19 protein-coding genes and 1 riboswitch are annotated in these 21,162 nt (G+C 64.8%); of the genes, 5 read left to right on the forward strand and 14 right to left on the reverse strand.

Features of this window, described 5'->3' with window-relative positions; all coding sequences use genetic code 11:
- Window positions 1–90: 90 nt before the first annotated feature.
- From RTH46_RS14025 to RTH46_RS14060, 8 genes are all read right to left on the reverse strand, one after another.
- The gene (locus tag RTH46_RS14025) at window positions 91–1,188 is read right to left on the reverse strand and encodes a DUF1513 domain-containing protein (RefSeq protein ID WP_258705767.1); all 1,098 of its coding nucleotides are present in this window, start codon (window positions 1,186–1,188) and stop codon (window positions 91–93) included.
- A gap of 2 nt (window positions 1,189–1,190) precedes the next feature.
- The gene (locus tag RTH46_RS14030; protein ID WP_316905937.1) at window positions 1,191–2,255 is read right to left on the reverse strand and encodes an imelysin family protein; all 1,065 of its coding nucleotides are present in this window, start codon (window positions 2,253–2,255) and stop codon (window positions 1,191–1,193) included.
- A gap of 20 nt (window positions 2,256–2,275) precedes the next feature.
- A complete protein-coding gene (locus tag RTH46_RS14035; protein ID WP_316905938.1) occupies window positions 2,276–3,703 on the reverse strand; it encodes a di-heme oxidoredictase family protein in 1,428 nt (475 codons plus the stop codon).
- A 261-nt stretch (window positions 3,704–3,964) separates the two neighbouring features.
- Entirely contained in the window at window positions 3,965–5,302 is a 1,338-nt protein-coding gene (locus RTH46_RS14040; protein ID WP_279845116.1) for an imelysin family protein, read from the reverse strand.
- Window positions 5,303–5,450: 148 nt separating this feature from the next.
- Window positions 5,451–7,502 carry a putative bifunctional diguanylate cyclase/phosphodiesterase gene (locus RTH46_RS14045; RefSeq protein ID WP_316905939.1) on the reverse strand — a complete coding sequence of 684 codons (2,052 nt, stop codon included), beginning with the start codon at window positions 7,500–7,502 and terminating at the stop codon, window positions 5,451–5,453.
- Window positions 7,503–7,770: 268 nt separating this feature from the next.
- Window positions 7,771–8,367, reverse strand: coding sequence for a superoxide dismutase (locus RTH46_RS14050; RefSeq protein ID WP_279845115.1), 597 nt, complete (start codon window positions 8,365–8,367; stop codon window positions 7,771–7,773).
- Between the two features lie 302 nt (window positions 8,368–8,669).
- Complete coding sequence (gene ispA / locus RTH46_RS14055; protein WP_316905940.1) at window positions 8,670–9,557, reverse strand: (2E,6E)-farnesyl diphosphate synthase; 888 nt, start codon at window positions 9,555–9,557, stop codon at window positions 8,670–8,672.
- Window positions 9,554–9,796 carry an exodeoxyribonuclease VII small subunit gene (locus RTH46_RS14060; protein ID WP_011531978.1) on the reverse strand — a complete coding sequence of 81 codons (243 nt, stop codon included), beginning with the start codon at window positions 9,794–9,796 and terminating at the stop codon, window positions 9,554–9,556. The genes ispA and RTH46_RS14060 overlap by 4 nt, the downstream gene beginning before the upstream one ends.
- A gap of 224 nt (window positions 9,797–10,020) precedes the next feature.
- On the opposite strand from RTH46_RS14060, the gene RTH46_RS14065 reads away from it, so the two are divergent.
- From RTH46_RS14065 to RTH46_RS14075, 3 genes are read left to right on the forward strand one after another with little or no spacing between them, the layout of a single operon-like run.
- Complete coding sequence (locus RTH46_RS14065; protein WP_316905941.1) at window positions 10,021–11,424, forward strand: MBOAT family O-acyltransferase; 1,404 nt, start codon at window positions 10,021–10,023, stop codon at window positions 11,422–11,424.
- Entirely contained in the window at window positions 11,411–12,538 is a 1,128-nt protein-coding gene (locus RTH46_RS14070) for a DUF459 domain-containing protein (RefSeq protein WP_256671377.1), read from the forward strand. Before RTH46_RS14065 ends, RTH46_RS14070 begins: the two co-directional genes overlap by 14 nt.
- Window position 12,539: 1 nt before the next feature.
- Window positions 12,540–13,733, forward strand: a complete 1,194-nt coding sequence (locus RTH46_RS14075; RefSeq protein WP_316905942.1) for an SGNH/GDSL hydrolase family protein — start codon at window positions 12,540–12,542, stop codon at window positions 13,731–13,733.
- Between the two features lie 74 nt (window positions 13,734–13,807).
- Here the strand turns inward: RTH46_RS14075 and ribB are convergent, their stop codons facing one another.
- Window positions 13,808–14,458: a 3,4-dihydroxy-2-butanone-4-phosphate synthase gene (gene ribB, locus RTH46_RS14080; RefSeq protein ID WP_153787702.1), complete on the reverse strand. Its 651-nt coding sequence runs from the start codon at window positions 14,456–14,458 to the stop codon at window positions 13,808–13,810.
- Window positions 14,459–14,538: 80 nt separating this feature from the next.
- Window positions 14,539–14,680, reverse strand: a riboswitch (FMN riboswitch).
- 84 nt (window positions 14,681–14,764) lie between these two features.
- On the opposite strand from ribB, the gene RTH46_RS14085 reads away from it, so the two are divergent.
- Both RTH46_RS14085 and RTH46_RS14090 read left to right on the forward strand, forming a co-directional pair.
- Window positions 14,765–15,979: an RtcB family protein gene (locus RTH46_RS14085; protein WP_316905966.1), complete on the forward strand. Its 1,215-nt coding sequence runs from the start codon at window positions 14,765–14,767 to the stop codon at window positions 15,977–15,979.
- 112 nt (window positions 15,980–16,091) lie between these two features.
- Window positions 16,092–17,075, forward strand: a complete 984-nt coding sequence (locus tag RTH46_RS14090; protein ID WP_153787703.1) for a zeta toxin family protein — start codon at window positions 16,092–16,094, stop codon at window positions 17,073–17,075.
- A 315-nt stretch (window positions 17,076–17,390) separates the two neighbouring features.
- Here RTH46_RS14090 and RTH46_RS14095 read toward each other — a convergent pair whose 3' ends face one another.
- From RTH46_RS14095 to RTH46_RS14115, 5 genes are all read right to left on the reverse strand, one after another.
- Complete coding sequence (locus tag RTH46_RS14095) at window positions 17,391–18,089, reverse strand: LexA family transcriptional regulator (RefSeq protein WP_316905943.1); 699 nt, start codon at window positions 18,087–18,089, stop codon at window positions 17,391–17,393.
- A gap of 163 nt (window positions 18,090–18,252) precedes the next feature.
- Window positions 18,253–18,780 carry an inorganic diphosphatase gene (gene ppa, locus RTH46_RS14100; protein ID WP_003255365.1) on the reverse strand — a complete coding sequence of 176 codons (528 nt, stop codon included), beginning with the start codon at window positions 18,778–18,780 and terminating at the stop codon, window positions 18,253–18,255.
- Window positions 18,781–18,873: 93 nt separating this feature from the next.
- Window positions 18,874–19,689, reverse strand: a complete 816-nt coding sequence (locus tag RTH46_RS14105; RefSeq protein WP_153787705.1) for a zinc-dependent peptidase — start codon at window positions 19,687–19,689, stop codon at window positions 18,874–18,876.
- A gap of 5 nt (window positions 19,690–19,694) precedes the next feature.
- Window positions 19,695–20,342 (reverse strand): DedA family protein, encoded by a 648-nt coding sequence (locus tag RTH46_RS14110; RefSeq protein ID WP_153787706.1) that lies wholly within the window; start codon window positions 20,340–20,342, stop codon window positions 19,695–19,697.
- 331 nt (window positions 20,343–20,673) lie between these two features.
- On the reverse strand, window positions 20,674–21,132 hold the full coding sequence (locus RTH46_RS14115) for a GNAT family N-acetyltransferase (RefSeq protein ID WP_153787707.1): 459 nt from the start codon (window positions 21,130–21,132) through the stop codon (window positions 20,674–20,676).
- Window positions 21,133–21,162 lie beyond the last annotated feature (30 nt).

Here is a 21,162-nt window from a genome sequence, read left to right on the forward strand (position 1 = left end):
ATGGAATGGAGACCCTGGGTCAGTCCATTCCTTCGTGGGAGCGGCGGTGCGCCGCTGCGACTTGCCCCGCGATAAGGCTTTTACGAGAAATCAGGCCAGGTGCAGGTGGTTGTCCCAGAACCCGGACGGCAGGTTCATCGGTTGCCCGATCAGCTCTGCCTTGCGGCAGTCATAGAAACGGCAACGCCCCTGCCCGGAGGTGACGACGAAACCATCCTGCACCGCACCCACCCCGGCGCAATCGGGCATCGGTGCATCGAGCTTCACCGCGCCGCTGTCCAGGTCCCAGATGAACAACCGATTGGCCCGTGGCGCGGTCAGCGCCACCAGGCGCAGGTCGCTGTGGATGGCGACGCTGGCGGTGTACTGGGCCATCGACTGCAACTGCCGCTCGGGCACCGGGAAAGCCTTGAACGGCTCGCCGGGGCGTTTGATCGCCAGCAGCTCGGCCGTCTCCTCCGAGCCGCCCATGAACTGCTGGCAGGCCGCGATGGTGCCGTCGTCGCCCACCGCCAGGTGGCGCACGCTGTTCATCTGCTGGGCCAGGGTTTCCTTGCTCAGCAGGGTGCCGTCGCGCTGCATCAGCACCAGGCTCGGCTGCATGGCGTCGAGGTTCATCTCTACCCGGCTTTCGGCTTCGGTGCGGATGCCGCCGTTGGCCACCACCAGCGTCTCGCCGTCGGGCAACCAGGCCACTTCGTGGGGGCCGATGCCGTGGGTCGAGAGCTCGCCGGTGTGCACCAGGCGCTCTCCTTCGAAGCGGTACACCCCCAGCACGCCACGGCCTGGGTCGGTGGTGTCGTTCTCGGTGGTGTACAGCCATTCGCCGCCCTTGTGGATCACCGCATGGCCGTAGAAATGGCGGTGCGGCTGCGAGGTGACGGTTTGCAGCAGGCGCCCGTCGCGCAGGTCGATAAGGTAGCTTTCGGTGCCGGGCCGGCGGGCGACGAACAGGGCGATGGGCAGTTCGGGGTGGTTGATGATCGCGTGGCAACGCTGGGCCACCTGGGTGCTGAACACCTGGGTGCCGTCCAGGCGGAACCCGACGGCGTAGTGCTTGCCGTCGCCATCGTCGCGCGCCGAGAGCAGCAAGGGCTCGCTGCCTTTGTTGCGCAGCAGGCTCCAGCCGCCCAGGGTGAGGGCGCTGAGCAGTACGCTACCGAGTTTGATCGCCTGGCGTCGCAGCATGATCAGTCACCGTCGTTGGCGTTGAAGCCCAGTTGGATGTTGAGCGCCTTGGCCAGCTCGCCTTCGTGCAGGCGATGCAGGACGTTCAGGCTGTCGTAGATCTGGTTAAGCGCCTGCTGCCCGGCTTCGTCGGCCAGCAGCTCGCCGAGGGTCTTCTGGTTGTCGGCCAGCAGCTTGAGGGTGGCGGCGTAGGCGTCGTCGATCTTCTGTGCCAGCGCCGCCTGGTCTTTGCCCAGCAGGCCGCGCAGACCTTGGTTGTCGACCCCGACCCAGACGGTCTGAGCGGCCTTGAGCGACGCTTCCAGGCTCTTGAGCGAAGAATGGCTGCGCCAGGCTTCGGCCTGCAGCGGTTGCGGGATGCCCTTGCTCTGGCGACCCATTGGCGCACCGAGTTTCTTCTTCAGGGTGTCCAGGCCGGTGACCTGGGCGCGCAGCAAGTCGGCGATCGCTTCGTGGGAGTCGGCGTAGCGCTGGTTGGGGAACTTGGTCATCTGCGACAGCATGCCGTCGGTGCTGTTCCAGTTCTTGAGGATGTCCTCGGCCAGGACCTTCTGGTGTTCGCCGATCGCCACTAGCAGCGGGCAGTAGCGGGCTTTCTGTTCGGCCGTGGCCATGTCCGGCTTGCTGTCGAACAGGATGTACTCGTAGGCGGACAGGCCGCGCACCACGACGCTGGCCTTGCCCAGCGACTCGGCATCGACCGGCTTGTCGCCATTGACCAGTTGCTCGACCTGGCGGCCCACCAGGTTCTTCTTGTCCGGCCAGAATTGCACCTGCCAGGCGCGGTTGCCTTCGGCCAGCGGGCCGACCAGCAGCGGTTGCAGCTCGGCCCAGGCTTTCTGCGCATTGAGGAAGTCGGCGCGGGCGCTGTCCAGCGAGGTCTTGCCTTCGCAGTAGGCCAGGGCGCTGGCGGCCAACTGGCGGTCGGCCTCGACCCAGCGGCTGTAGGTCGGCAGGATCACCTGCTTGGCGATGGCGGCGGAGGTCACGGCTTGCGGGTCCTGCGGCGAGCAAGCGCCGAGGGCGAGTGCGGCGAGGCTGGTGAACAACAGTTTGGGTCGGAACATGCCCGGCTCCTTAGCGCGTTTTAAAGTGAATTCAGGAAGGCCAGCAGCGCGGCGCGCTGCTCGGCATTGAAGGTCAGTACCTGGTCGCGCGCCGTCTGGGCCTCGCCACCGTGCCAGAGCACGGCTTCAAGCAGGTCGCGGGCGCGGCCATCGTGGAGGAAGCGGGCGTCGCTGCTGACGGTCTGGCTCAGGCCGATACCCCACAGTGGTGGGGTGCGCCAGTCCTGGCCGTTGGCGGCGAACTCGGTGCGCTCGTCGCTCAGGCCCGGGCCCATGTCGTGCAGCAGCAGGTCGCTGTAAGGGCGTATCACCTGGCTGGCCAGCTCGGGCTCGGCGGCATCGGCGGCAGTGGTGAACTGTGGGGTGTGGCAGCTTTGGCAACCGGCCTGGTAGAACAGGTTCTTGCCGGCCAGCACCTGGGGGGCCGCGACGTCGCGGCGGGCTGGTACGCCCAGGTTGCGGGTGTAGAAGGTGACCAGGCGCAGGAGGTTGTCGCTGACCTCTTTTTCGCCATCGGCGCCGTCGCCATTGGGCGCGGCCAGGCAGTCGACCTGGGCCGGGGTGCAGTCGTCCTTGGGCAGCAGCGTGCTGGTCAGGCCCATGTCACCGGCGAAGGCATGCACGTTCTGCTGGTTGACGTTGGGTTGCCCGGCCTTCCAGCCGAAGCGGCCGACCACCGTCTTGCCCTGGGCGTCGTCCCAGACCCGGTTGGCACGGCCGCGGATGCCGTCGTGGTTACGGTCATCCGGGTCTTCGTTGGCCAGGATGTCGGCTTCGGCGATGGCTTCGAGCAGGCCGAGGCCGATCATCGGTGGGGCGATGCGGGCCGAGAAGCGGGTATCAGGGTGCATCGGGCCGTAGCCGAGCTGGGTGATCTGCAGGGTGGGGCGGCGCAATTCGACCTGGTGGCCGTCCTTGAAGGTGACGGTCTGGCTGTCGTAGCTCACCCGCACCTTGCCCTCCGGCGCCACGCCGGGCACGGCCATGTCCTGCAGCTGGGTGCCATAAACCGGCTCAGGCACCACGCCCAGGCGCTCGATGACATGGGCGTAGTAGGGCTGATCGGGGATCGACAGGCGTACCAGCATCGACACCGCGTTGCTGTCGCCGGGCTCCGGCGGGTGGCCGCGACCGTCACGCACGTGGCAGTTCTGGCAGGCGTTGGTGTTGAACAGTGGGCCCAGGCCATCACGAGCGGTGGTGGTGGACGGGGCGATCACCCAGGGGCTGCGAAAGAAGCTGTTGCCCACGGCGAAGTCCAGGCGCCGCTCGGGACTGAGGTTGGCCGAGGGCAGGGAGAAGGCGTTGCGGTCACTGCGCTGCACCGTAGCCTCGCCGCCGGAGAGGGCCTCACCGGGCTCGGCCTGGGTGAAACGCGGGGCGTCGTCACAGGCGGCAAGGGCGAGGGCCAGCAGCAGGGGGCTTAGGCGGAGCAAGGACATCGACAATCCTGGGCGTGGGCGAAAAACCGGCGTGCAAGCTTATCAGGCCGGCTGTTTTTGAATAAGAGCAATTTGCAATTGCTGGATGAAATCGCGGACATGTCGTGCACCCTGTGGGAGCGGGTTTACCCGCGATCACCGGCGCAGCCGGTGCCAGGTACCGAGTCGCCTGATTCGCGGGTAAACCCGCTCCCACAGGGATTTGTGTGGGTGAAACATGTAAAAAAGGCGACCCGAAGGCCGCCTCTTGTGAACCGCAGACGCAGATCAGAACTCGTGATCAGCGGTGTCCGGGTTCAGGTTGTCGATGCCCAGCTTGCCTGCGGCCTGCTCGATCGCGCCGGTCTGCTTGACCAGGGAGGCGATGGCGTCACGCACGATCTGGTTGCCGGCAGCGTTGTCGGCTGCGATCAGCTGGTCGTAGTGCTCGCCTTTGAGGGCGTGGTCGACGATCACCTGCAGCTTGGCTTCGGTGGCTTCCAGGTCGGCCTTGAGGGTGGCGTCGGCGGCCGGATCGGCCTTGGCCACCAGCGACGACAGGCTCGGGCCGCTCAGCTTGGTGCCGTCGGTGCGGGTGTACTCGCCCAGGTAGACGTTGCGGATGCCCTTGGCGTCATAGAAGTGCGAGTAGTGGGTGTTGTCGCTGAAGCAGTCCTGCTCGTCTTCCGGCGAGTTGGCTTCCAGCGAGACCTTCATGCGCTCGCCGGCCAGTTCGCCCAGCGACAGGCTGCCCATGCCGAACAGCATCTTGCGCAGGCCGTCGTTGACCGGCTCCGCTTCCAGAGTGGCGCGGTAGTTGTCGGCAACGTTCGGTGCCCAGTTGCCGACCATCTCTTCGAGGTCCTTGACCAGCAGCTGGGTGACCGATTTCAGGTAGGCGCGGCGGCGGTCGTTGTGGCCGCCGGTGGCGCCTTTGCCTTCCAGGTAGTCCGACGCCGGGCGGTTGCCCGCGCCAGGGCCGGTGCCGTTGAGGTCCTGGCCCCAGAGCAGGAATTCGATGGCGTGGTAGCCAGTGGCGACGTTGGCTTCGGAACCGCCCAGCTCGTTCAGGCTGGCCAGCTTCTCGGGAGTGATGTCCTTGACGTCGACCTTGTCTTCGCCAACCTGGATTTCGGTGTTGGCGATGATGTTGGCGCCGGCGGCCGGGTTGCCCAGGGCGTGCTCGTAGCTCTTGTCGACGTAGTCGATCAGGCCTTCGTCCAGGGGCCAGGCGTTCACCTGGCCTTCCCAGTCGTCGATGATGGTGTTGCCGAAGCGGAACGCCTCGCTCTGCAGGTACGGTACGCGGGCGGCGGCCCAGGCTTCTTTCGCGGCCTTCAGGGTCTGGTCGTTGGGGCTGGCGAGGAACGCGTCCACTGCGGTTTGCAGTTGCTTGGCGGTGCTCAGCGAGTCGCTGTACACGGCGTAGACCATCTCGGCGTAATGCTTGACCACGGCCTTGCCGGCGGCTTCATCGACAGCGCCCGGTGCGGCGGCGGTGGTGCTGGCGGCGGCAGGTGCCTGGGCTTGCGGCGCGGCGGCCTTGTCGTTCTTGCCTTCGCCGCAACCGGCGAGGGCGATGGCGATGGCGAGCAGACTGGCGGAGGCCAGAGGCATACGAATCATTATTGGTTTCCTGCGTCGTGTGGTTGGACCGTGCGGCGTGGCACGCGAAACCGCAACATCATGCGAAAGATTTGCATTTGCTGTAAAGGGGCGGGCGCGCATTTCATGCAAACGCCCGTTTGCGGTGCATCGGCATGTGTGGCGGGGGTTACAGCACCGAGACCTGGTTGCGCTGTGCCTGCTTGAGAAACGCGGTGAGCTCGCGCGACGACAGCGGCTTGCTGTAGTGGTAGCCCTGACCTTCGTGGCAGCCCTGGGCGATGATGTAGCTCTCCTGTTCGGCGGTTTCCACGCCTTCGGCGATGACCTGCATCCCCAGGCTCTTGCCCAGCTGGATGATGGCCCGGACGATGGTGGCGTCGTCGTCGTCGTCGAGCAGGTCCTGGACGAAGCTCTTGTCGATCTTGATCTTGTCCAGCGGCAGCGACTTCAGGTAGCTGAGCGAGGAATAGCCGGTGCCGAAGTCGTCGATGGCGATCAGCGCGCCTGAGCGGCGCAGGCTGAGCAGGTGCTGGGCGGCGGTGCTGATGTCTTCCATCAGACCGGTCTCGGTGACCTCCAGCTCCAGGCTGCGCGGCGGCAGGCGGTAGGCCTGCAGCAGGTTGTTGACCACCCGCGGCAGCTCGTTGTGGTGCAACTGCACGGTGGACAGGTTGACCGCCATGCGCAGTTCGCTGAAGCCCAGGTCGTGCCACTCGCGCAGCTGGCGGCAGGCCTGGTCGAGGACCCATTCGCCGATGCTGATGATGTTGCCGTTCTGTTCGGCCAGGGGGATGAACTGGTCCGGCGGCACCATGCCCAGCTCCGGGTGTTGCCAGCGCAGCAGTGCTTCGACACCGACCACGCGGTGGTCGCGGTAGCTGATCTGCGGTTGGTAGACCAGGTACAACTGGTTGCGCGGCAGGGCTTCGCGCAGGTCTTTTTCCAGTTCGCGGCGCCGGCGCATCTCGCTGTCGACGCTGGCGATGTAGAACTGGTAGCGGTTGCGCGAGCGGGCCTTGGCCAGGGTCATGGTCTGTTCGGCTTTTTGCAGCAATTTCTCGGTGCTGTCGCCATCTTCGGGGAACAGGGTGATGCCGATGGTGGCCCGCAGGCGGATCTGCTGGTGGTCGAGGTCGAACGGCGCTTCGAGGTCGTCGAGGATGCTCTGGGCCAGCTCGGCGGCTTCGTAGGGTTGTTCGATATTGGCCTGGACCAGGGCGAACTGATCGCCCCCCAGGCGGGCCAGGGCGCCCAGGCGGCCGCTGTGGGCGCGCAGGCGGTCGGCCAGGGCCAGCAGCAACTGGTCGCCAACCTGGTAGCTGAACTGCTCGTTGACCCCCTTGAAGTCATCCAGACCCACGCACAGCACTGCTACGCGCCGTTGCAGGCGGCCGCCGTCGTCGAGGATCTTGTCCAACTGCTGCTGCAACTGCTGGCGGTTGGGCAAGCCGGTGAGGAAGTCGTACTGGGCCATGCGTTGCAGGCTGTTCTCGGCTTCGTGGCGCAGGTGGGTGTTGCGCTCGATGGACGCCAGCAACTGGTTGGCGGTGTTGACCCAGATGCCCAGTTCGTTCTTCTCGTGGCCCTTGAGCAATGGAATCTGGTGCTGGCTGGGGCGGTCGGGGTTGATCTGGGTGAGGTGCTCGATGATCTTCGACAGCGGCTTGGTCAGCAGCCAGTGATACACCAGGTACAGCACCTGGCCCATGGCCAGGGCGCGCAATACCCCGGAAATGAAGATGATCACGGCGTTGATCAAAAAGCCTTCGCCGTAGCTGGAGGTGTCGAGGGTGATGCTCAGGTCGCCGTAGTATTCGCTGTACGGGCCGCGGCCGACCAGTTGCGTGGTGTAGGTGCGTTCCTGGCCAAGGATCGGGTCGGTCAGCCAGCGCATGGACATGTCCTGCAGCGGCCTGGATTTTTCCGCAAGCATGGTTTCGTTGGGGTGGCCGATGGAGGCCATGCGCACCGATTCGTCCTGGAACAGGCCTTCCATCACCTGCATGCCCATTTCCCGGTCAAGGCTGTACACCGCCTGGGTGGATGGGTCGCGGAACATGTCGAGAATGCGCTGGGCGTCACTGTTCACGGCCTGGCGAGTCTTGTAGACGTCGTAGACGATCTGCGCGCAGCTGAGCACGACGCCGACCGCCAACGCCGAGAGCAGCACCACCCTGAGCAACTTCACCGACAAGCTGTTGCGAAATTCCAGCTTCAAAGGGGTTTCCTTAATCCATGCGCATGCCATTATTTTGCCATCAATTCTGGCAACAAGACTATCGACCGATTGCCCGCCCATCGACGGAATTGCCCTTGGCTCTATATCGGTCGAGCGGCCATGCGACTTGAGTGCGCTGCATCAACTTTCCAGAAATTTGATGTTAGCGCGCTCTGCGTGCTGAGCAAGAGCGCAAAGGCAGACAACGCGCGAAAAAAAGCCGAAAAAAACCCGGCGGCTGCCGGGTTTTCTTACAAGGCTTGGCTGATCAGGCGGTGAAGACCTTGCCTTCGAACTGCTCGGCAACGAACTTCCAGTTGACCAGGTTCCAGAACGCCTCGACGTACTTCGGACGCAGGTTGCGGTAGTCGATGTAGTAGGCGTGTTCCCAGACGTCGCAGGTCAGCAGCGGGGTGTCGCCGCTGGTCAGCGGGCAGCCGGCGCCGATGGTGCTGGCCAGGGCCAGGGAGCCGTCGGCCTTCTTCACCAGCCAGCCCCAGCCGGAACCGAAGGTGCCGACCGAAGTCTTGGTGAACTCTTCCTTGAACTTGTCGAAGGAACCGAAAGCGGCGTTGATGGCATCAGCCAGGGCGCCGGTCGGCTGGCCACCGCCGTTTGGCGACAGGCATTCCCAGTAGAAGGAGTGGTTCCAGATCTGAGCGGCGTTGTTGAAGATGCCACCCGAAGAGCTCTTGACGATCTCTTCCAGGGTCTTGCCTTCGAATTCGGTGCCTGGGACCAGGTTGTTCAGGTTCACGACGTAGGTGTTGTGGTGCTTGTCGTGGTGAAACTCCAGGGTTTCCTTGGAGATGTGCGGCTGCAGGGCATCGTGGGCGTACGGCAGCGGCGGCAATTCAAAAGCCATGGTGGATCTCCTGATTCAGGTCTGTTCGCGGTTTGCGCAAGGCCGATCACGGGCGGCCCGGTGAGCGTCGGCGAGTTTGTACTCTTTGCGACGCAAGGGCTGGATCATAGCACCCGGACTTGCGCATAACCACGCAACAACTATAGGGAATAGAGGTTCCAGAGCGGTTGGCGTGGCTGACCGGCGGGCTGGGGGCCATTGTCAATGCGTACATGTGGGAGCGGGTTTACCCGCGAATGCGATGTTGCATCAACCGCCGCATTCGCGGGTAAACCCGCTCCCACAGGGATAGGCGTCAAGGTTTAATGGCGGCGTTCGACGATATAGCGGGCCAGTGCCCGCAGCGGCTCGGCGCTGTCGCCGAAGCCGGCGAGGGCGCCCAGCGCCTGGTCGCGCAGCTCCAGGGCATAGGCCTTGGCCGCGTCCAGCCCGAGCAGCGCCGGGTAGGTCGGTTTGTCGCGGGCGATGTCGGCGCCCTGGCGTTTGCCCAGGGTGGCGGTATCGCTCTCCACATCGAGGATGTCGTCCTGCACCTGGAAGGCCAGGCCGATGGCCTGTGCATAAGTCTGCAGGGCGTCGAGCTGGGCCTGGTCGGCGCGGGCGCTGGCCAGGGCGCCGAGGCGCACGCTGGCTTCGATCAGCGCGCCGGTCTTGTGCCGGTGCATGTATTCCAGGGCCTGCTGGTCGAGCTTGACGCCCACCGAACCAAGGTCGATGGCCTGGCCGCCGACCATGCCGGCGGGGCCTGCGGCCTTGGCCAGGGCCTGGACCATCTGCAGGCGGATGCTGTCGGCCTGCGGGCTCAGCGCCGGGTCGAGCAGGGCACTGAACGCCAGGCTTTGCAGGCCGTCGCCGGCGAGGATGGCGCAGGCTTCGTCGAAGGCTTTGTGGGTGGTCGGCTGGCCGCGACGCAGGTCGTCGTCGTCCATGGCCGGCAGGTCGTCATGCACCAGCGAGTAGGCGTGGATCAGTTCCACCGCGCAGGCCGCGCCGTTGGCCTGTTCGGCCGGCACGCCCAGGGCCTCGCAGGCGGCGTAGGCGAGCAGCGGGCGCACGCGCTTGCCACCGTTCATCACGCTGTAGCGCATGGCGGCGTACAGGCGCTCGAGTTCCTTGGAGGGGGCCTTGAACAGCGTCTCGAGTGCGGCGTCGACCCGTACCTGGGCGCTGGCCTGGTAACCGGCGATCATGCCTCTGGCTCCGCGTCGAACGGCTGGGCAGCCAGCTCGCCGTCACGCTCCAGCAGGATCTGCACCTTTTGCTCGGCCTGGGCCAGGGCGCCCTGGCAGTCACGGGTCAGGGCGATGCCTTGCTCGAAGGCGGCCAGCGACTCTTCCAGCGACAATTCGCCGTTCTCCAGGCGCTCGACCAGGGCTTGCAGGTCGGCGAGGGACTGTTCGAAATCGATGGAGGCTTTTTTGCGGGCCATGGCGACTGTCTCGGTGGTATTCAGAACGGCGCGACACTAGCAGAGCGGGGCAGGGGGAGCAAATCAGCAAGGCTTTGGTCTTATCTTGTTGCATTTGAACGGGCGCAGATGGCTTGCAAATCCTGTTGCTTTCAGATTGTGAGGGGGTTGGCCCTCTGCCATACTCCGCGCCCTCTGGCCCGCGGGCTGGCGCCCCCCTTTGATGTCACGTAACGGACTACGTTGTGAGCTTCCTTTCGATCGAATTCAGCCTCTGCTTCACGCTGTTCTTCATTGTCTACTGGAGCCTGTGCTGGAGTGCACGGCTACAGAACCTCCTGCTTCTGGCGGCCAGCTATGGCCTGGTGGCGAGCTTCAGCCTGAACTCGCTGTACATCCTGCTGGGCTACAGCGCACTGGTGTACCTGCTTGGGCTGCTGGCCGGGCGCTACCCCGGGCGGCGGTTCTGCGGCGTGCTGCTGCTGACCCTGGTGCTGGGCTGCTTCTACCTGTTCAAGTACCAGGCCTTCTTCGTCGAAGGCGTGCAAGCCGCGCTGGCGGCGGCCGGGCTGGACGTGTCGCTGCCGTTGCTGGAATTGCTGGTGCCTATCGGCCTGTCGTTCTACACCTTCCATTCGGTCAGCTATCTGGTATCGATCAACCGTCGCGAACTGGCGCCGGCCACACCGCTGGACCTGGCCCTGTACCTGGCGTTCTTCCCCAGCCTGGTGGCCGGCCCGGTCAACCGTGCACTGCACATGCTGCCGCAGATCCGCCCGCAGGGCCTGCGCCAGGTACTGGAGCCGCAACGGGCGCTGGGGCTGATCGCGCTGGCGGTGGTCAAGCTGTTCTTCCTCAGCGCCTGGCTGGGCAGCGAGTGGGTCGACCCGGTGTTCGAAACCCCGGGCAGCTTCACCCCCGAGCAGGTGCTGTTGAGCGTGTACGGCTACAGCCTGCTGATCTACTTCAACTTCAGCGGCTACACCAACCTGGTCACCGGCATCGCCCTGCTGTTGGGGTTCCGCCTGCCGGAGAACTTCAACGCACCTTATGCTGCGCACAATCTCAAGGAATTCTGGGGGCGCTGGCACATCAGCCTGTCGCGCTTCATCCGTGACTACGTCTATATCCCTCTGGGCGGCAACCGCAAGGGCGTGTGGCGCGGCAACCTGAACATGCTGCTGGCGATGCTGGTGTCCGGGCTGTGGCATGGCGCCAGCATCAACTTCATTCTGTGGGGTGCGCTGCACGGGGTTGGCCTGGCCCTCTCCAAGCTGTTCAGCCAGCTGCTGCCGGGCTTCGCGCAGATGCCGGGCGCTGGCCTGCTGGCACGCCTGATGACCTTCCACTACGTGGCCTTTGCCTGGATCTTCTTCCGCAGCCCGACGCTGGACGGCGCCGTGGAGATGCTCGGTGACATCGCCCAGCTGAGCCTGGCCGGGCTCAACAGCGCCACTGGCCTGATGCTGCTGGCCTGCGTGCTGTACATCGCCACTTATCCACAGTGGCTGGCAGTGCTGCGCAAGGGCTTTGCCGCCAGCCAGCGGCTGCCCTGGCAGTTGTACCCAGTGCCCTTGGGGATCGGCGTATCGCTGGTGATTTTCGCGTCGCAATCGGGTGTGCCGGGGTTCATCTATGCAAGCTTCTGATAGCAAACAGCTGTTTCAGGTGCAGATGGGCGCGGCCCGTGCGTTGTACGCGATCGTGGTCACTACCGCCTTGTTGTTCTGGCTGAACCAGGACTCGATCAGGCTGTACTGCCAGCAGAAATACCACCAGAGCTGCGAGATCCCGTTGCTCGGCCCGCTGCCGGCCTGGCGCTTCGGGGCGCAGCTGACGGCGGCGCTGGAGCAGGGCCGCGACAGCCTCATCGAGCAACTGCAAGCGGCGCAGCAGCAGGTCGCAGGGCCAGTGCCCGAGGTGCTGCCCGCGCCGATACCGGTGGTCACGGTCAACCTGGAAACACCGGCGGCGCTGGCCCAACCCTTGCCGGCGGCGCCAGTGGCCAAGCCGGTGGCCCCGCCGGAGCATGCCCCGCAGCCACAGGTGGCTGTTGCAACACCACCGGCGCCAGCGGCCCCGGACTTGCTGCAACCTGGAACCGTGGTTTCCCTGGCCGCCGGCGACGACGTACTGCTGGTGGGCGACTCGCTGATGCAGGGCGTGGCCCCGCACCTGGCCAACAGCCTGCGCAAGCGCTACCAGATCCGCACGGTCAACCTCAGCAAGCAGAGCACCGGCCTGGCCTACCCGGGCTTCTTCAACTGGCCGAAAACCGTGGCCGAGACCCTCGCCCACGAGCCGAACATCCGCCTGATGGTGGTGTTCCTCGGCCCCAACGACCCCTGGGACATGCCCCAGGGCAAGGGCAAGCCGTTCCTGCGCTTCAAGTCGCCGGAGTGGGAAGTGGCCTATCGTGCACGTATCGACTCGATCCTCGACCAGGCCCGCGTGCACAACGTGCAGGTGCTGTGGGTCGGGCCGCCGAACATGGAGAAGCCGCGGCTGTCCACGGCCATGGGCTACCTGAGCGGCCTGTACCAGCAGCAGACTGCGCTGTTCGGCCAGCACTATGTGTCGGCCAACCCGATCCTCGGCTATGCCGACGACGGGTTTGCCGCGACGGTGCTGACGCCCGAGGGCAAGCGGGTCAAGGTGCGGGTCGACGACGGCATTCATTTCACCATCACGGGCCAGAAGATGATCGCCGCACAGGTACTGTCGCTGATCAGCTTGCCGGGCCTGACCGTTACAGGACACTAAGATGCGCCAATGGCATCACTTGCTGGGCGTGGCCCTGCTGATCAGCGCCGTACCCGCGTGCAGCACCGGCGCCAACAGCGTGGCCACCCAGCCCGCCGCACGGCCGGCAGCCGCGCCCGTGGTGCGCCAGGACGGCAATGTCGGCCTGCTCGCCGGCAAGTTGCGCAACGCCGGCCGCGCGCCGGTTGGCATCGTCCAGCTGGGCGACTCGCACACCGCCGCCGACCTGTTCAGCGGTGAGCTGCGCCGCCTGTTGCAGGCGCAATACGGCGATGGCGGTATCGGCCTGGTGCCGGCCTCGTCGGTGCCGGGCATCCGCAATGACCGGGTGATCATCAAGAGCGAGGCGCGCCAGTGGCAACTGGTGTCGGCACGCAACCAGCAGAGCAGTCAGTTCCCGCTTGGCGGTTACCTGTCGCTGCCGCAGGCCAACCGCTCCAGCGTGCTGTTGCAGGCGCGCGATGAAGACCGCCAGCGCTACAAGGTCTCGGCGTTGTACCAGTCCACCGGCAATGCCACGCTGCTGGCCAACGGCGGCCAGCGCCGCCCGCTTGCCATCAGCAACGGCCAGTGGCGCTTCAGCCCGGTCTTCGCCAATCTCGGCCTGCCGGTGCAACTGAGCGTCGAGGGCGGCAGCAGCATCGCGTTGGGCGGCTGGTACCTGCAGGGGCAGAAGAATGCCGGGGTGATCTACTCGGCGCTCGGCATCAATGGTGCCCGCCAGGAGGTGGTGGACAAGTGGCAGCCGGGTTGGCTGGACAGCCTCAAGGCCGTGCGGCCGGACCTGGTGATCCTGGCCTATGGTACCAACGAGGCATTCGACGACACCCTCGACCTGGGGCTGTACCAGTCGCAGCTGGAAACCACGCTGCGCAGCCTGCGCAAGGATCTGCCGCAAGCGGCGATCCTGCTGGTCGGTCCGCCGGACTCGATCAAGCGGCGCAAGGCGGGGAGTTGCGCGGCGCGTCAACCACAGCCGCTGGCGGCGGTGATCCGCATTCAGAAGCAGCTGGCACAGCGGCACAAGGCGCTGTTCTGGGACTGGCAGGCGTTCATGGGCGGTCCGTGCTCGATTGCCGGTTGGCAGGCCAATGGGCTGGCGCGGCCGGACCTGGTTCACCTGACGGCTGACGGCTATCGCAAGAGTGCGGCGGGGTTGTATGCGTACTTGAAGGGGCCGTTGGGGTTGCGTTGAGTTTCAGGCCCATCGCGGGGCAAGCCCGCTCCCACAGGGTATCGTGGGAGCGGGCTTGCCCCGCGATGCTTTTGTCAGGCCGGCTCGGCCTCGAGCGCCAGCATGGCTTCGCGATAGCGCGCCAATTCCTCGATGGTCAGCACCGGCAGGTTGTACTGCCGGGCATACACCGCCACTTGCTCACCCCGGGCCATGCTGCCATCGGGGTTCATCAGCTCGCACAGCACCGCTGCCGGGCGCAGGCCGGCCAGGCGCGCCAGATCCACCGAGCCTTCGGTGTGGCCGCGACGGGTCAGCACGCCGCCGTCGCGGGCGCGCAGCGGGAACACATGGCCGGGGCTGACGATATGCCGCTGCTGCGCGGTGGAGCGCAACGCCGCCTCGATGGTGGTGATGCGATCCTGGGCCGAAACGCCGGTGCTCACGCCCTCGGCCGCTTCGATGGTGACGGTGAAGCCGGTACCGTGGCGGGCCTGGTTGTTCGGCACCATCGGCGCCAGTTGCAGGGCGTCGACGGTGGCTTCGTCCAGGCACAGGCAGACGATGCCGCTGCAGTCGCGGATCATCATGGCCATGGTCTGCAGCGAAAGGTTCTCGGCGGCGGCGACGATATCGGCTTCGTCCTCGCGGTCGTCGTCGTCGAGCAGCAGCACCGGGCGCCCGGCCTGGAAGGCGGCGACGGCGGCAGTCACGTTGGGGAATTGCTTGTTGAGCAAGGTGGACATGAAACGCTCCTCGTGAATGATCGATGAACGTCTCGGGGCGAACAAAATGCGCGCGCAGGGGCGCCCGGATGGCCCCTGCCTGACGCCTTCTTTCATCCGGACTATGACCGTCGGCTCTGGAGTCGCACCAGATCTGCTGACCCCCGGCATGGCCGGGGCGCTCGCGGGCTCATCTTTCGATTTACCGCCGGTGGGGACTTTCACCCCGCCCTGAAGACCGGGCAAGCATACAGCACTGTGCCACCCTGCTGGCAAGCGGCCGGTCTACGACCTTCGGCGGTATCATGGCGGCAAAAGCTCTGCGGAATTGACGACATGGACACCTTGCAAGGCGCCGGCGGCAAGCCGATCAAACTGTGGACCGACGGCGTGCCGGTGGAAGACGAGGCCCGTAAACAGTTGCTCAACACGGCGCAGATGCCGTTCATCTTCAAGCACCTGGCGGTGATGCCGGACGTGCACCTGGGCAAGGGCTCGACCATCGGCAGCGTGATCCCCACGCTGGGTGCGATCATACCGGCGGCGGTGGGGGTGGACATCGGCTGCGGCATGATCGCCGCGCGGACCTCGCTGCATGCCCGCGACCTGCCGGACAACCTGCACGGCCTGCGTACGGCCATCGAGCAGGCCGTGCCCCACGGCAAGACCTTCGGTCGCCGCGACCAGGGCGCCTGGGACAATGTTCCCAGGCAAGCCGATCAGCAGTGGCAAGGCCTGGCCGGGCGCTTCAAGGCCATCACCGACAAGTACCCTCGGCTGGAAAAGACCAATAACCGCCAGCACCTGGGCACCCTGGGCGGTGGCAACCACTTCATCGAAGTCTGCCTGGACGAAGCTGACCGGGTCTGGTTCATGTTGCACAGTGGCTCGCGCGGCGTCGGCAATGCCATCGGCAACCTGTTCATCGAGTTGGCCCAGGCCGACATGCGCCAGCACCTGGCCAATCTGCCGGACAAGGACCTGGCCTATTTCGAGGAGGGCAGCCGGCATTTCGCCGACTACGTGGAGGCGGTGGAGTGGGCCCAGGATTTCGCCCGGCACAACCGCGAGCTGATGATGCAGGCGGTGGTGGCGGCCACCCGCAAGGTGCTGGGCAAACCGTTCGAGGCCAGCCTCGAGGCGGTCAACTGCCACCACAACTATGTGCAGAAGGAACAGCACTTCGGTCGTGAAGTGCTGGTGACGCGCAAAGGGGCGGTGTCGGCGCAGAAGGGGCAGCTGGGCATCATCCCGGGTTCCATGGGTGCCAAGAGCTTCATCGTGCGCGGCCTGGGCAACGAGGAGTCGTTCTGCTCGTGCAGCCATGGTGCAGGCCGATTGATGAGCCGCACCAAGGCCAAGAGCCGCTTCAGCGTCGATGACCAGCGGCGCGCCACGGCCCATGTCGAGTGCCGCAAGGACAAGGATGTGATCGACGAGATCCCGATGGCCTACAAGGATATCGACGCGGTCATGCAAGCCCAGCGCGAGCTGGTCGAGGTGGTGCATACCCTGCGCCAGGTGGTGTGTGTGAAAGGCTGAAGTTGCGACCAGGGGATGCGATAACGGCAGCGTTATCTACCGCAGGCTTCGCCTGAACGGGTTTTACCTTGTTGGCTCGCCCATTCCCGGGCAGTCAACAGGAATGACCAGCATGTCCCAGCTCCATACCTTTACCGCCGAAGACGTCGCAACCGCTTTCGAAACCCTCGAATCCAGTCTGTTCAGCCGCAAACGACGGACCGACGCCCAGGGCAACCCGGCGCCGAGAATGCTGGTCGTCGCCGGCGCCGAAGGCTCGGGCAAGACCTATCTGCTCAACAACTCGCTGCTGGCGAGCAAGCGCTATGACGACTACGTCAGTCTCTACGACCCGGCTTATCGCAAACTGCATCCACAGTACGAGCAGATGAAGGCCGACGGTGGCCGGCATGTCTACGCTCACACCGAGCAGTTCATCTGGCAGTTGGGCGGCAAGCTCTTCAAGCATGCGCTGGCCAACCACTACGACATCATCATGGAGACCGCGCTGGACGACGTGGCCTTCGCCGATGTGCCGGCCCTGGCGCAACAGGCGGGTTACCAGTTGGAGCTGCACCTGATCGCCTGCCAGAAGGAATTCGGTCACTGGAACACTCTGGAGCGCGGGGTAAAGAGCGTGGCTGAGGACCAGCTCGAACGCTTCGTTTCCCTCAGCAAGATCGAGGCGTCACAAGCCAATGCCGCAAGGATCATCGATGCCTTCGAGACCGCCTGCCTGGTGAGCCCTGGCTCGCAGATCAGCTTGTATCAACGCGGCATGGAAACCGACCGGGAGAGCAGGTTGTTGTGCCGCAGCGTCTGCTCCCCGGCGTTGCAGCTGGTGCCGCAGGCGGCAGAGGCCGGTGAAACGTACTTCCAGCCACCCCACATTGAGGGGCTGTTCGAGATTCGCCGCGGGTCCCTGGATCAGGTGCCCAGTACCTATCCGCAGTTCTTCCAGCTGGTGCATACCGGCATGATCGATGATCAGGTGCGCGCCAACATGCTCAAGGTCTGCTGCGCAACGCTGGGCAAGGCCCAGGCGTTGAGTGAGCGGATCCCGGCCGACGTGTTCCGTGAACTGTCCTTGTATGTGCTCAAGTATTTGCACCCCTGAGCGTTGCCCAGTGGCCCGATGGGCGCGCAAGACGCACAACAGAACCCAGGCGATGCCCGGTGGGGATGTGCAGGGAATGTGCAGGCATTAAAAAGCCGGCTTGTGGCCGGCTTCTCGGGGACGATCTTGGCTCATTTTTGATAAGCCGCAATCGCCTTAAACGGTTGGCAACATGGCCTGAAAAAGATGGCGGACGGCTGTGTGAGGCGTCGCCAGGCCCTCTGCAATGCGGCTTGCACCATCAGGGGGCGTGATGTGGCGCGTAGCATACTAGGGCTCACCGGGGATGCCCAGCAAAAAATGGTGCGAAGTGTTTCAGCATGGCCGCGCCGGGCGCAGGCAGGACCACCAGAACACCCAGCCGAGGATCGTCAGCTTCTGCGTTCTGCGCTGCTGGGCGGTGAAGCGCTCGACCGGGTGGTTGAGACGGTCGTGGCTGTGCAGGCACAAGGTGCCGTTGTTGCCTTGGGTGAGTCGGTGCACGCGCAACCGGCCGTTGTGCAGCAGTGCGTAGTATTCGCCTTCGATCACCCGGGTGAAGCTGGAGTCGATGGCCAGGAGCGTGCCCTGGGGCAATAGCGGCGCCATGTTGCTGGCCGGCATGCCGATACAGAATGCGTCGTGCGCGGCAACGCCCACGCTGTCGAGGGCTTGGCGGGGGATCGGCTGGAACAGCTCGGGTGTGGCACTCAGGCTACCCTGCTGCAACTGGTGCAAGGGTAGTCGCACGCTTTGCGCGCCCAGCGCCAGCAGCGGTGCAGGGGCTTGCGTGGGGGCAAGGGCGGGGCGGGCAGGCGCGAGAGGGTCGGGATGTTTGGGGCCTTCGCCGCTACGTAGCCAGCGCGGGTACACACAGAACAGGTCGGCGATTTCGTCGAGCCGGGCTTGCGGCACGCCACGCTTGAACCAGTTGTTGATGTGTTGGGGCGTGACATTGCGCTGGGCAGCAAAGTCGGAAGGGGTCAGGTTGCACTCCAGCAGGAGGGCTTTGAGTCGATCACCGGATGAGTTCATGGTGGCGAGTCTATCGCCCTGATTACTGTGTGGAAATGAACCCGATGTGGAGGCGATCTGTGGGAATTTTTACGGTTAGCAGGCATTTGCCTAAGAGCGCGTAGGAATTTTCCATCGACCACAAAAAAGCCCTGCCGAGGCAGGGCTTTTTCATACGTCAGCTTCAGCCTTTGTAGGCAGCAACCGACTTGGTGATCGCGGCGCGGGCGGCGTCGGCGCCTTCCCAGCCTTCGATCTTGACCCACTTGCCCTTCTCCAGATCCTTGTAGTTGGCGAAGAAGTGCTCGATCTGCTGGATCAGCAGGGCTGGCAGGTCGGTGTATTCCTTCACGTCAACGTACAGCTGGGACAGCTTGTCGTGCGGGACGGCGATGACCTTGGCGTCGCCGCCGCCGTCGTCGGTCATGTTCAGCACGCCGACCGGGCGGGCGCGGATGACCGAGCCTGGGGCAACCGGGTACGGGGTGACGACCAGCACGTCCAGCGGATCACCGTCGTCAGCCAGGGTGTTGGGGATGAAACCGTAGTTGGCCGGGTAGAACATCGGGGTGGCCATGAAGCGGTCGACGAACAGGGTGTCGCTGTCCTTGTCGATTTCGTACTTGATCGGCGCGTGGTTGGCCGGGATCTCGATAGCGACGTAGATGTCGTTCGGCAGGTCTTTGCCAGCCGGGATCTTGCTGTAGCTCATTGGGCTATGCCCCCGTGTTTGATCAAAAAAAGTGGCGCGATTATAGGCACATTCCGACTGGGCATGCCACGCCCGGCCTGATGTGCGGGGCTGTCAGGCGTGGTTTTCGCGGTAGTCCGGATGCTCGGCCTGCAGGCGTGCCAGACGGGCCAGCGGGTCCTGGCGGTAGAACAGCGACAGCTGAAGGTAGACCTTTGGATAAGCGGCATGCAGCAGGTCGGGGGCGCTGAAGAAGTACTCGCTGCTGACGGCGAAGAACTCCGCTGGATTCTCTGCCGCGTAGGGGTCGATGGCGGTCTCGGCGTCGGGGTTGGCGTCGAGCTGACGGTTCAGGTCGTCGTAGGCATGCTGCATGGCGTTGGCCCAGTCTTCGACCTGCATGCCGCTGTGCAGCGGTGGCAGGCCGTTGGCGTCGCCATTGAGCATGTCGAGCTTGTGCGCCAGTTCGTGGATCACCAGGTTGTAGGCTTCCCAGCCGCCGCTGGCCAGCACCCCCGGCCAGGCCAGGATCACCGGGCCCTGCTGCCAGGCTTCGCCACTGTGCTCGGCGTCCCACACGTGTTCCACGCCGCTGCTGTCGCGATGGCGCTGGGGGCTGAGGAAGTCGTCGGGGTAGAGGATTAGCTCATGGAACCCCTGGTACCAGTTCAGCTCGCCCAGGTGCAGCAGTGGAAGCTGGGCCTGGGCGGCGAGGAACAGACGCTGCTGGTCATCCAGTTCGACCCCGGGCAGGGCGGTCAGGTGCTTGTCGTGCAGGAACAGCACGCAAGCCTCGCGCAGCCAGCGGTCTTCGTCGTCGCTGATGCCGTCGAGCATTGGCAGGCGCTGGCGGATGGCCTGCCACAGTTGCTCATCGACCGGGTAGCGGGCCAGGGTGCGCTGGCGCCGCCAGGCGCTGAATGACCACATTCGCGTCAGTGGGCCTTGGCGGTGCGGCCCAGGCGGCCGCGCAGCAGACCGAGGAGCATCGGCACCAGCGACAGGATGATGATGGCCACCACCATCAGCGACAGGTGTTGCTTGATGAACGGCACATTGCCGAAGAAGTAGCCCAGCGTGACCAGGCCGCCCACCCACAGCAGCGAGCCGGTGATGCTGAAGGCCAGGAAGCGCGGGTAGTGCATGTGGGCAATACCGGCGACGAACGGCGCGAAGGTACGCAGGATCGGCAGGAAGCGGGCGAGGGTGACGGTCTTGCCGCCATGGCGGGCATAGAAGTCGTGGGTCCGCTGCAGGTAGTCCTGGCGGAAGATCTTCGAGCTGGGGTTGCTGAACAGCCGTTCACCAGCCGTGCGCCCGATCACATAGTTGGTGCTGTCGCCGAGGATCGCCGCCGCCATCAGCAGGCCGGCCAGCAGCACCGGGTCCATGCCGCCGCCTGCGGCCACGGCACCGGCGATGAACAACAGCGAGTCACCCGGCAGGAAAGGCATCACCACCAGGCCGGTTTCGCAGAAGATCACGGCAAACAGGATGGCGTAGATCCAGGGGCCGTAGTTGGTGACCAGCAGATCGAGGTAGGCATCGAGATGCAGGATGAGGTCCAGCGGGTTGAAATCCATGTACAGCACCTGAGTTCAAGACCCGCTTCCACGGGCGCGCGATGACGGACAGCGTCTTGGGCGTGGGCAGATTCACCTGGGGAAAGGTAACTTTTCACACATGACTGGACGAGGATTATACGGCGAAGCGCCGATTGTGCCCGGAGAGTTTGTAGCGGAGCGTTACGACAGCATGCATAACCTGTGGGAGCGGCTTTAGCCGCGAAGCTAGCGACGCGATGCATGGCACCGGCTGCGCCGGTGTTCGCGGCTGAAGCCGCTCCCACAGGCCTCTGCCACACCAACTACATCTGTGCAGATCCGTGAGAGCAGCCTCGCGCAGCGCTTGCGATCAATCCTGGGTGATCGGCAGGATGTAGTTCTCGAACTCGGTGTCCTTGCGAAAACCCATGGACTCGTAGGTCTTGCGCGCCACCTCGTTGTCGCTGCTGGTGGACACGCGCATGCGCACGGCGTTCGACTCCTTGGCCATCTTCTTGGCTTCGCGCATCAGGTGGTCGGCCACCAGCATGCGTCGCGAGTCTTCGGCGACGTAGATGTCGTTGAGGATCCACACACGTTTGAGCGACAGCGACGAGAAGCTCGGGTAGAGCTGGCAGAACCCCAGCAGTTTGCTGTCGTCGTCAACGGGCAGGGCGAGGTAGATGATCGATTCGCCGCGCTTGAGGCGCTTTTCCAGGAAGCTGCGGGAACTGTCCGGATAAGGCAGCTGGCCATAGAACTCACGGTACTTCACAAACAACGGCGTGAGCAGGTCGAGGTGCTCCAGGGTAGCCTTGATGATTCGCATGTGCGGGCCTCAGTGTCCATTTTGGGGGAT

This window comes from Pseudomonas sp. zfem004, from assembly GCF_032621715.1.
Taxonomy (GTDB): Bacteria; Pseudomonadota; Gammaproteobacteria; order Pseudomonadales; family Pseudomonadaceae; genus Aquipseudomonas; species Aquipseudomonas sichuanensis.

Coding starts and splice junctions, on each gene's coding strand:
- RTH46_RS14025 (WP_258705767.1), bottom strand. CDS start 1,188: ATGCTGCGACGCCAGGCGATCAAACTCGGTAGCGTACTGCTCAGCGCC.
- RTH46_RS14030 (WP_316905937.1), bottom strand. CDS start 2,255: ATGTTCCGACCCAAACTGTTGTTCACCAGCCTCGCCGCACTCGCCCTC.
- RTH46_RS14040 (WP_279845116.1), bottom strand. CDS start 5,302: ATGATTCGTATGCCTCTGGCCTCCGCCAGTCTGCTCGCCATCGCCATC.
- RTH46_RS14050 (WP_279845115.1), bottom strand. CDS start 8,367: ATGGCTTTTGAATTGCCGCCGCTGCCGTACGCCCACGATGCCCTGCAG.
- ispA (WP_316905940.1), bottom strand. CDS start 9,557: ATGATCGCCGGTTACCAGGCCAGCGCCCAGGTACGGGTCGACGCCGCA.
- RTH46_RS14060 (WP_011531978.1), bottom strand. CDS start 9,796: ATGGCCCGCAAAAAAGCCTCCATCGATTTCGAACAGTCCCTCGCCGAC.
- RTH46_RS14070 (WP_256671377.1), top strand. CDS start 11,411: ATGCAAGCTTCTGATAGCAAACAGCTGTTTCAGGTGCAGATGGGCGCG.
- RTH46_RS14075 (WP_316905942.1), top strand. CDS start 12,540: ATGCGCCAATGGCATCACTTGCTGGGCGTGGCCCTGCTGATCAGCGCC.
- ribB (WP_153787702.1), bottom strand. CDS start 14,458: ATGTCCACCTTGCTCAACAAGCAATTCCCCAACGTGACTGCCGCCGTC.
- RTH46_RS14090 (WP_153787703.1), top strand. CDS start 16,092: ATGTCCCAGCTCCATACCTTTACCGCCGAAGACGTCGCAACCGCTTTC.
- RTH46_RS14095 (WP_316905943.1), bottom strand. CDS start 18,089: ATGAACTCATCCGGTGATCGACTCAAAGCCCTCCTGCTGGAGTGCAAC.
- ppa (WP_003255365.1), bottom strand. CDS start 18,780: ATGAGCTACAGCAAGATCCCGGCTGGCAAAGACCTGCCGAACGACATC.
- RTH46_RS14105 (WP_153787705.1), bottom strand. CDS start 19,689: ATGTGGTCATTCAGCGCCTGGCGGCGCCAGCGCACCCTGGCCCGCTAC.
- RTH46_RS14110 (WP_153787706.1), bottom strand. CDS start 20,342: ATGGATTTCAACCCGCTGGACCTCATCCTGCATCTCGATGCCTACCTC.
- RTH46_RS14115 (WP_153787707.1), bottom strand. CDS start 21,132: ATGCGAATCATCAAGGCTACCCTGGAGCACCTCGACCTGCTCACGCCG.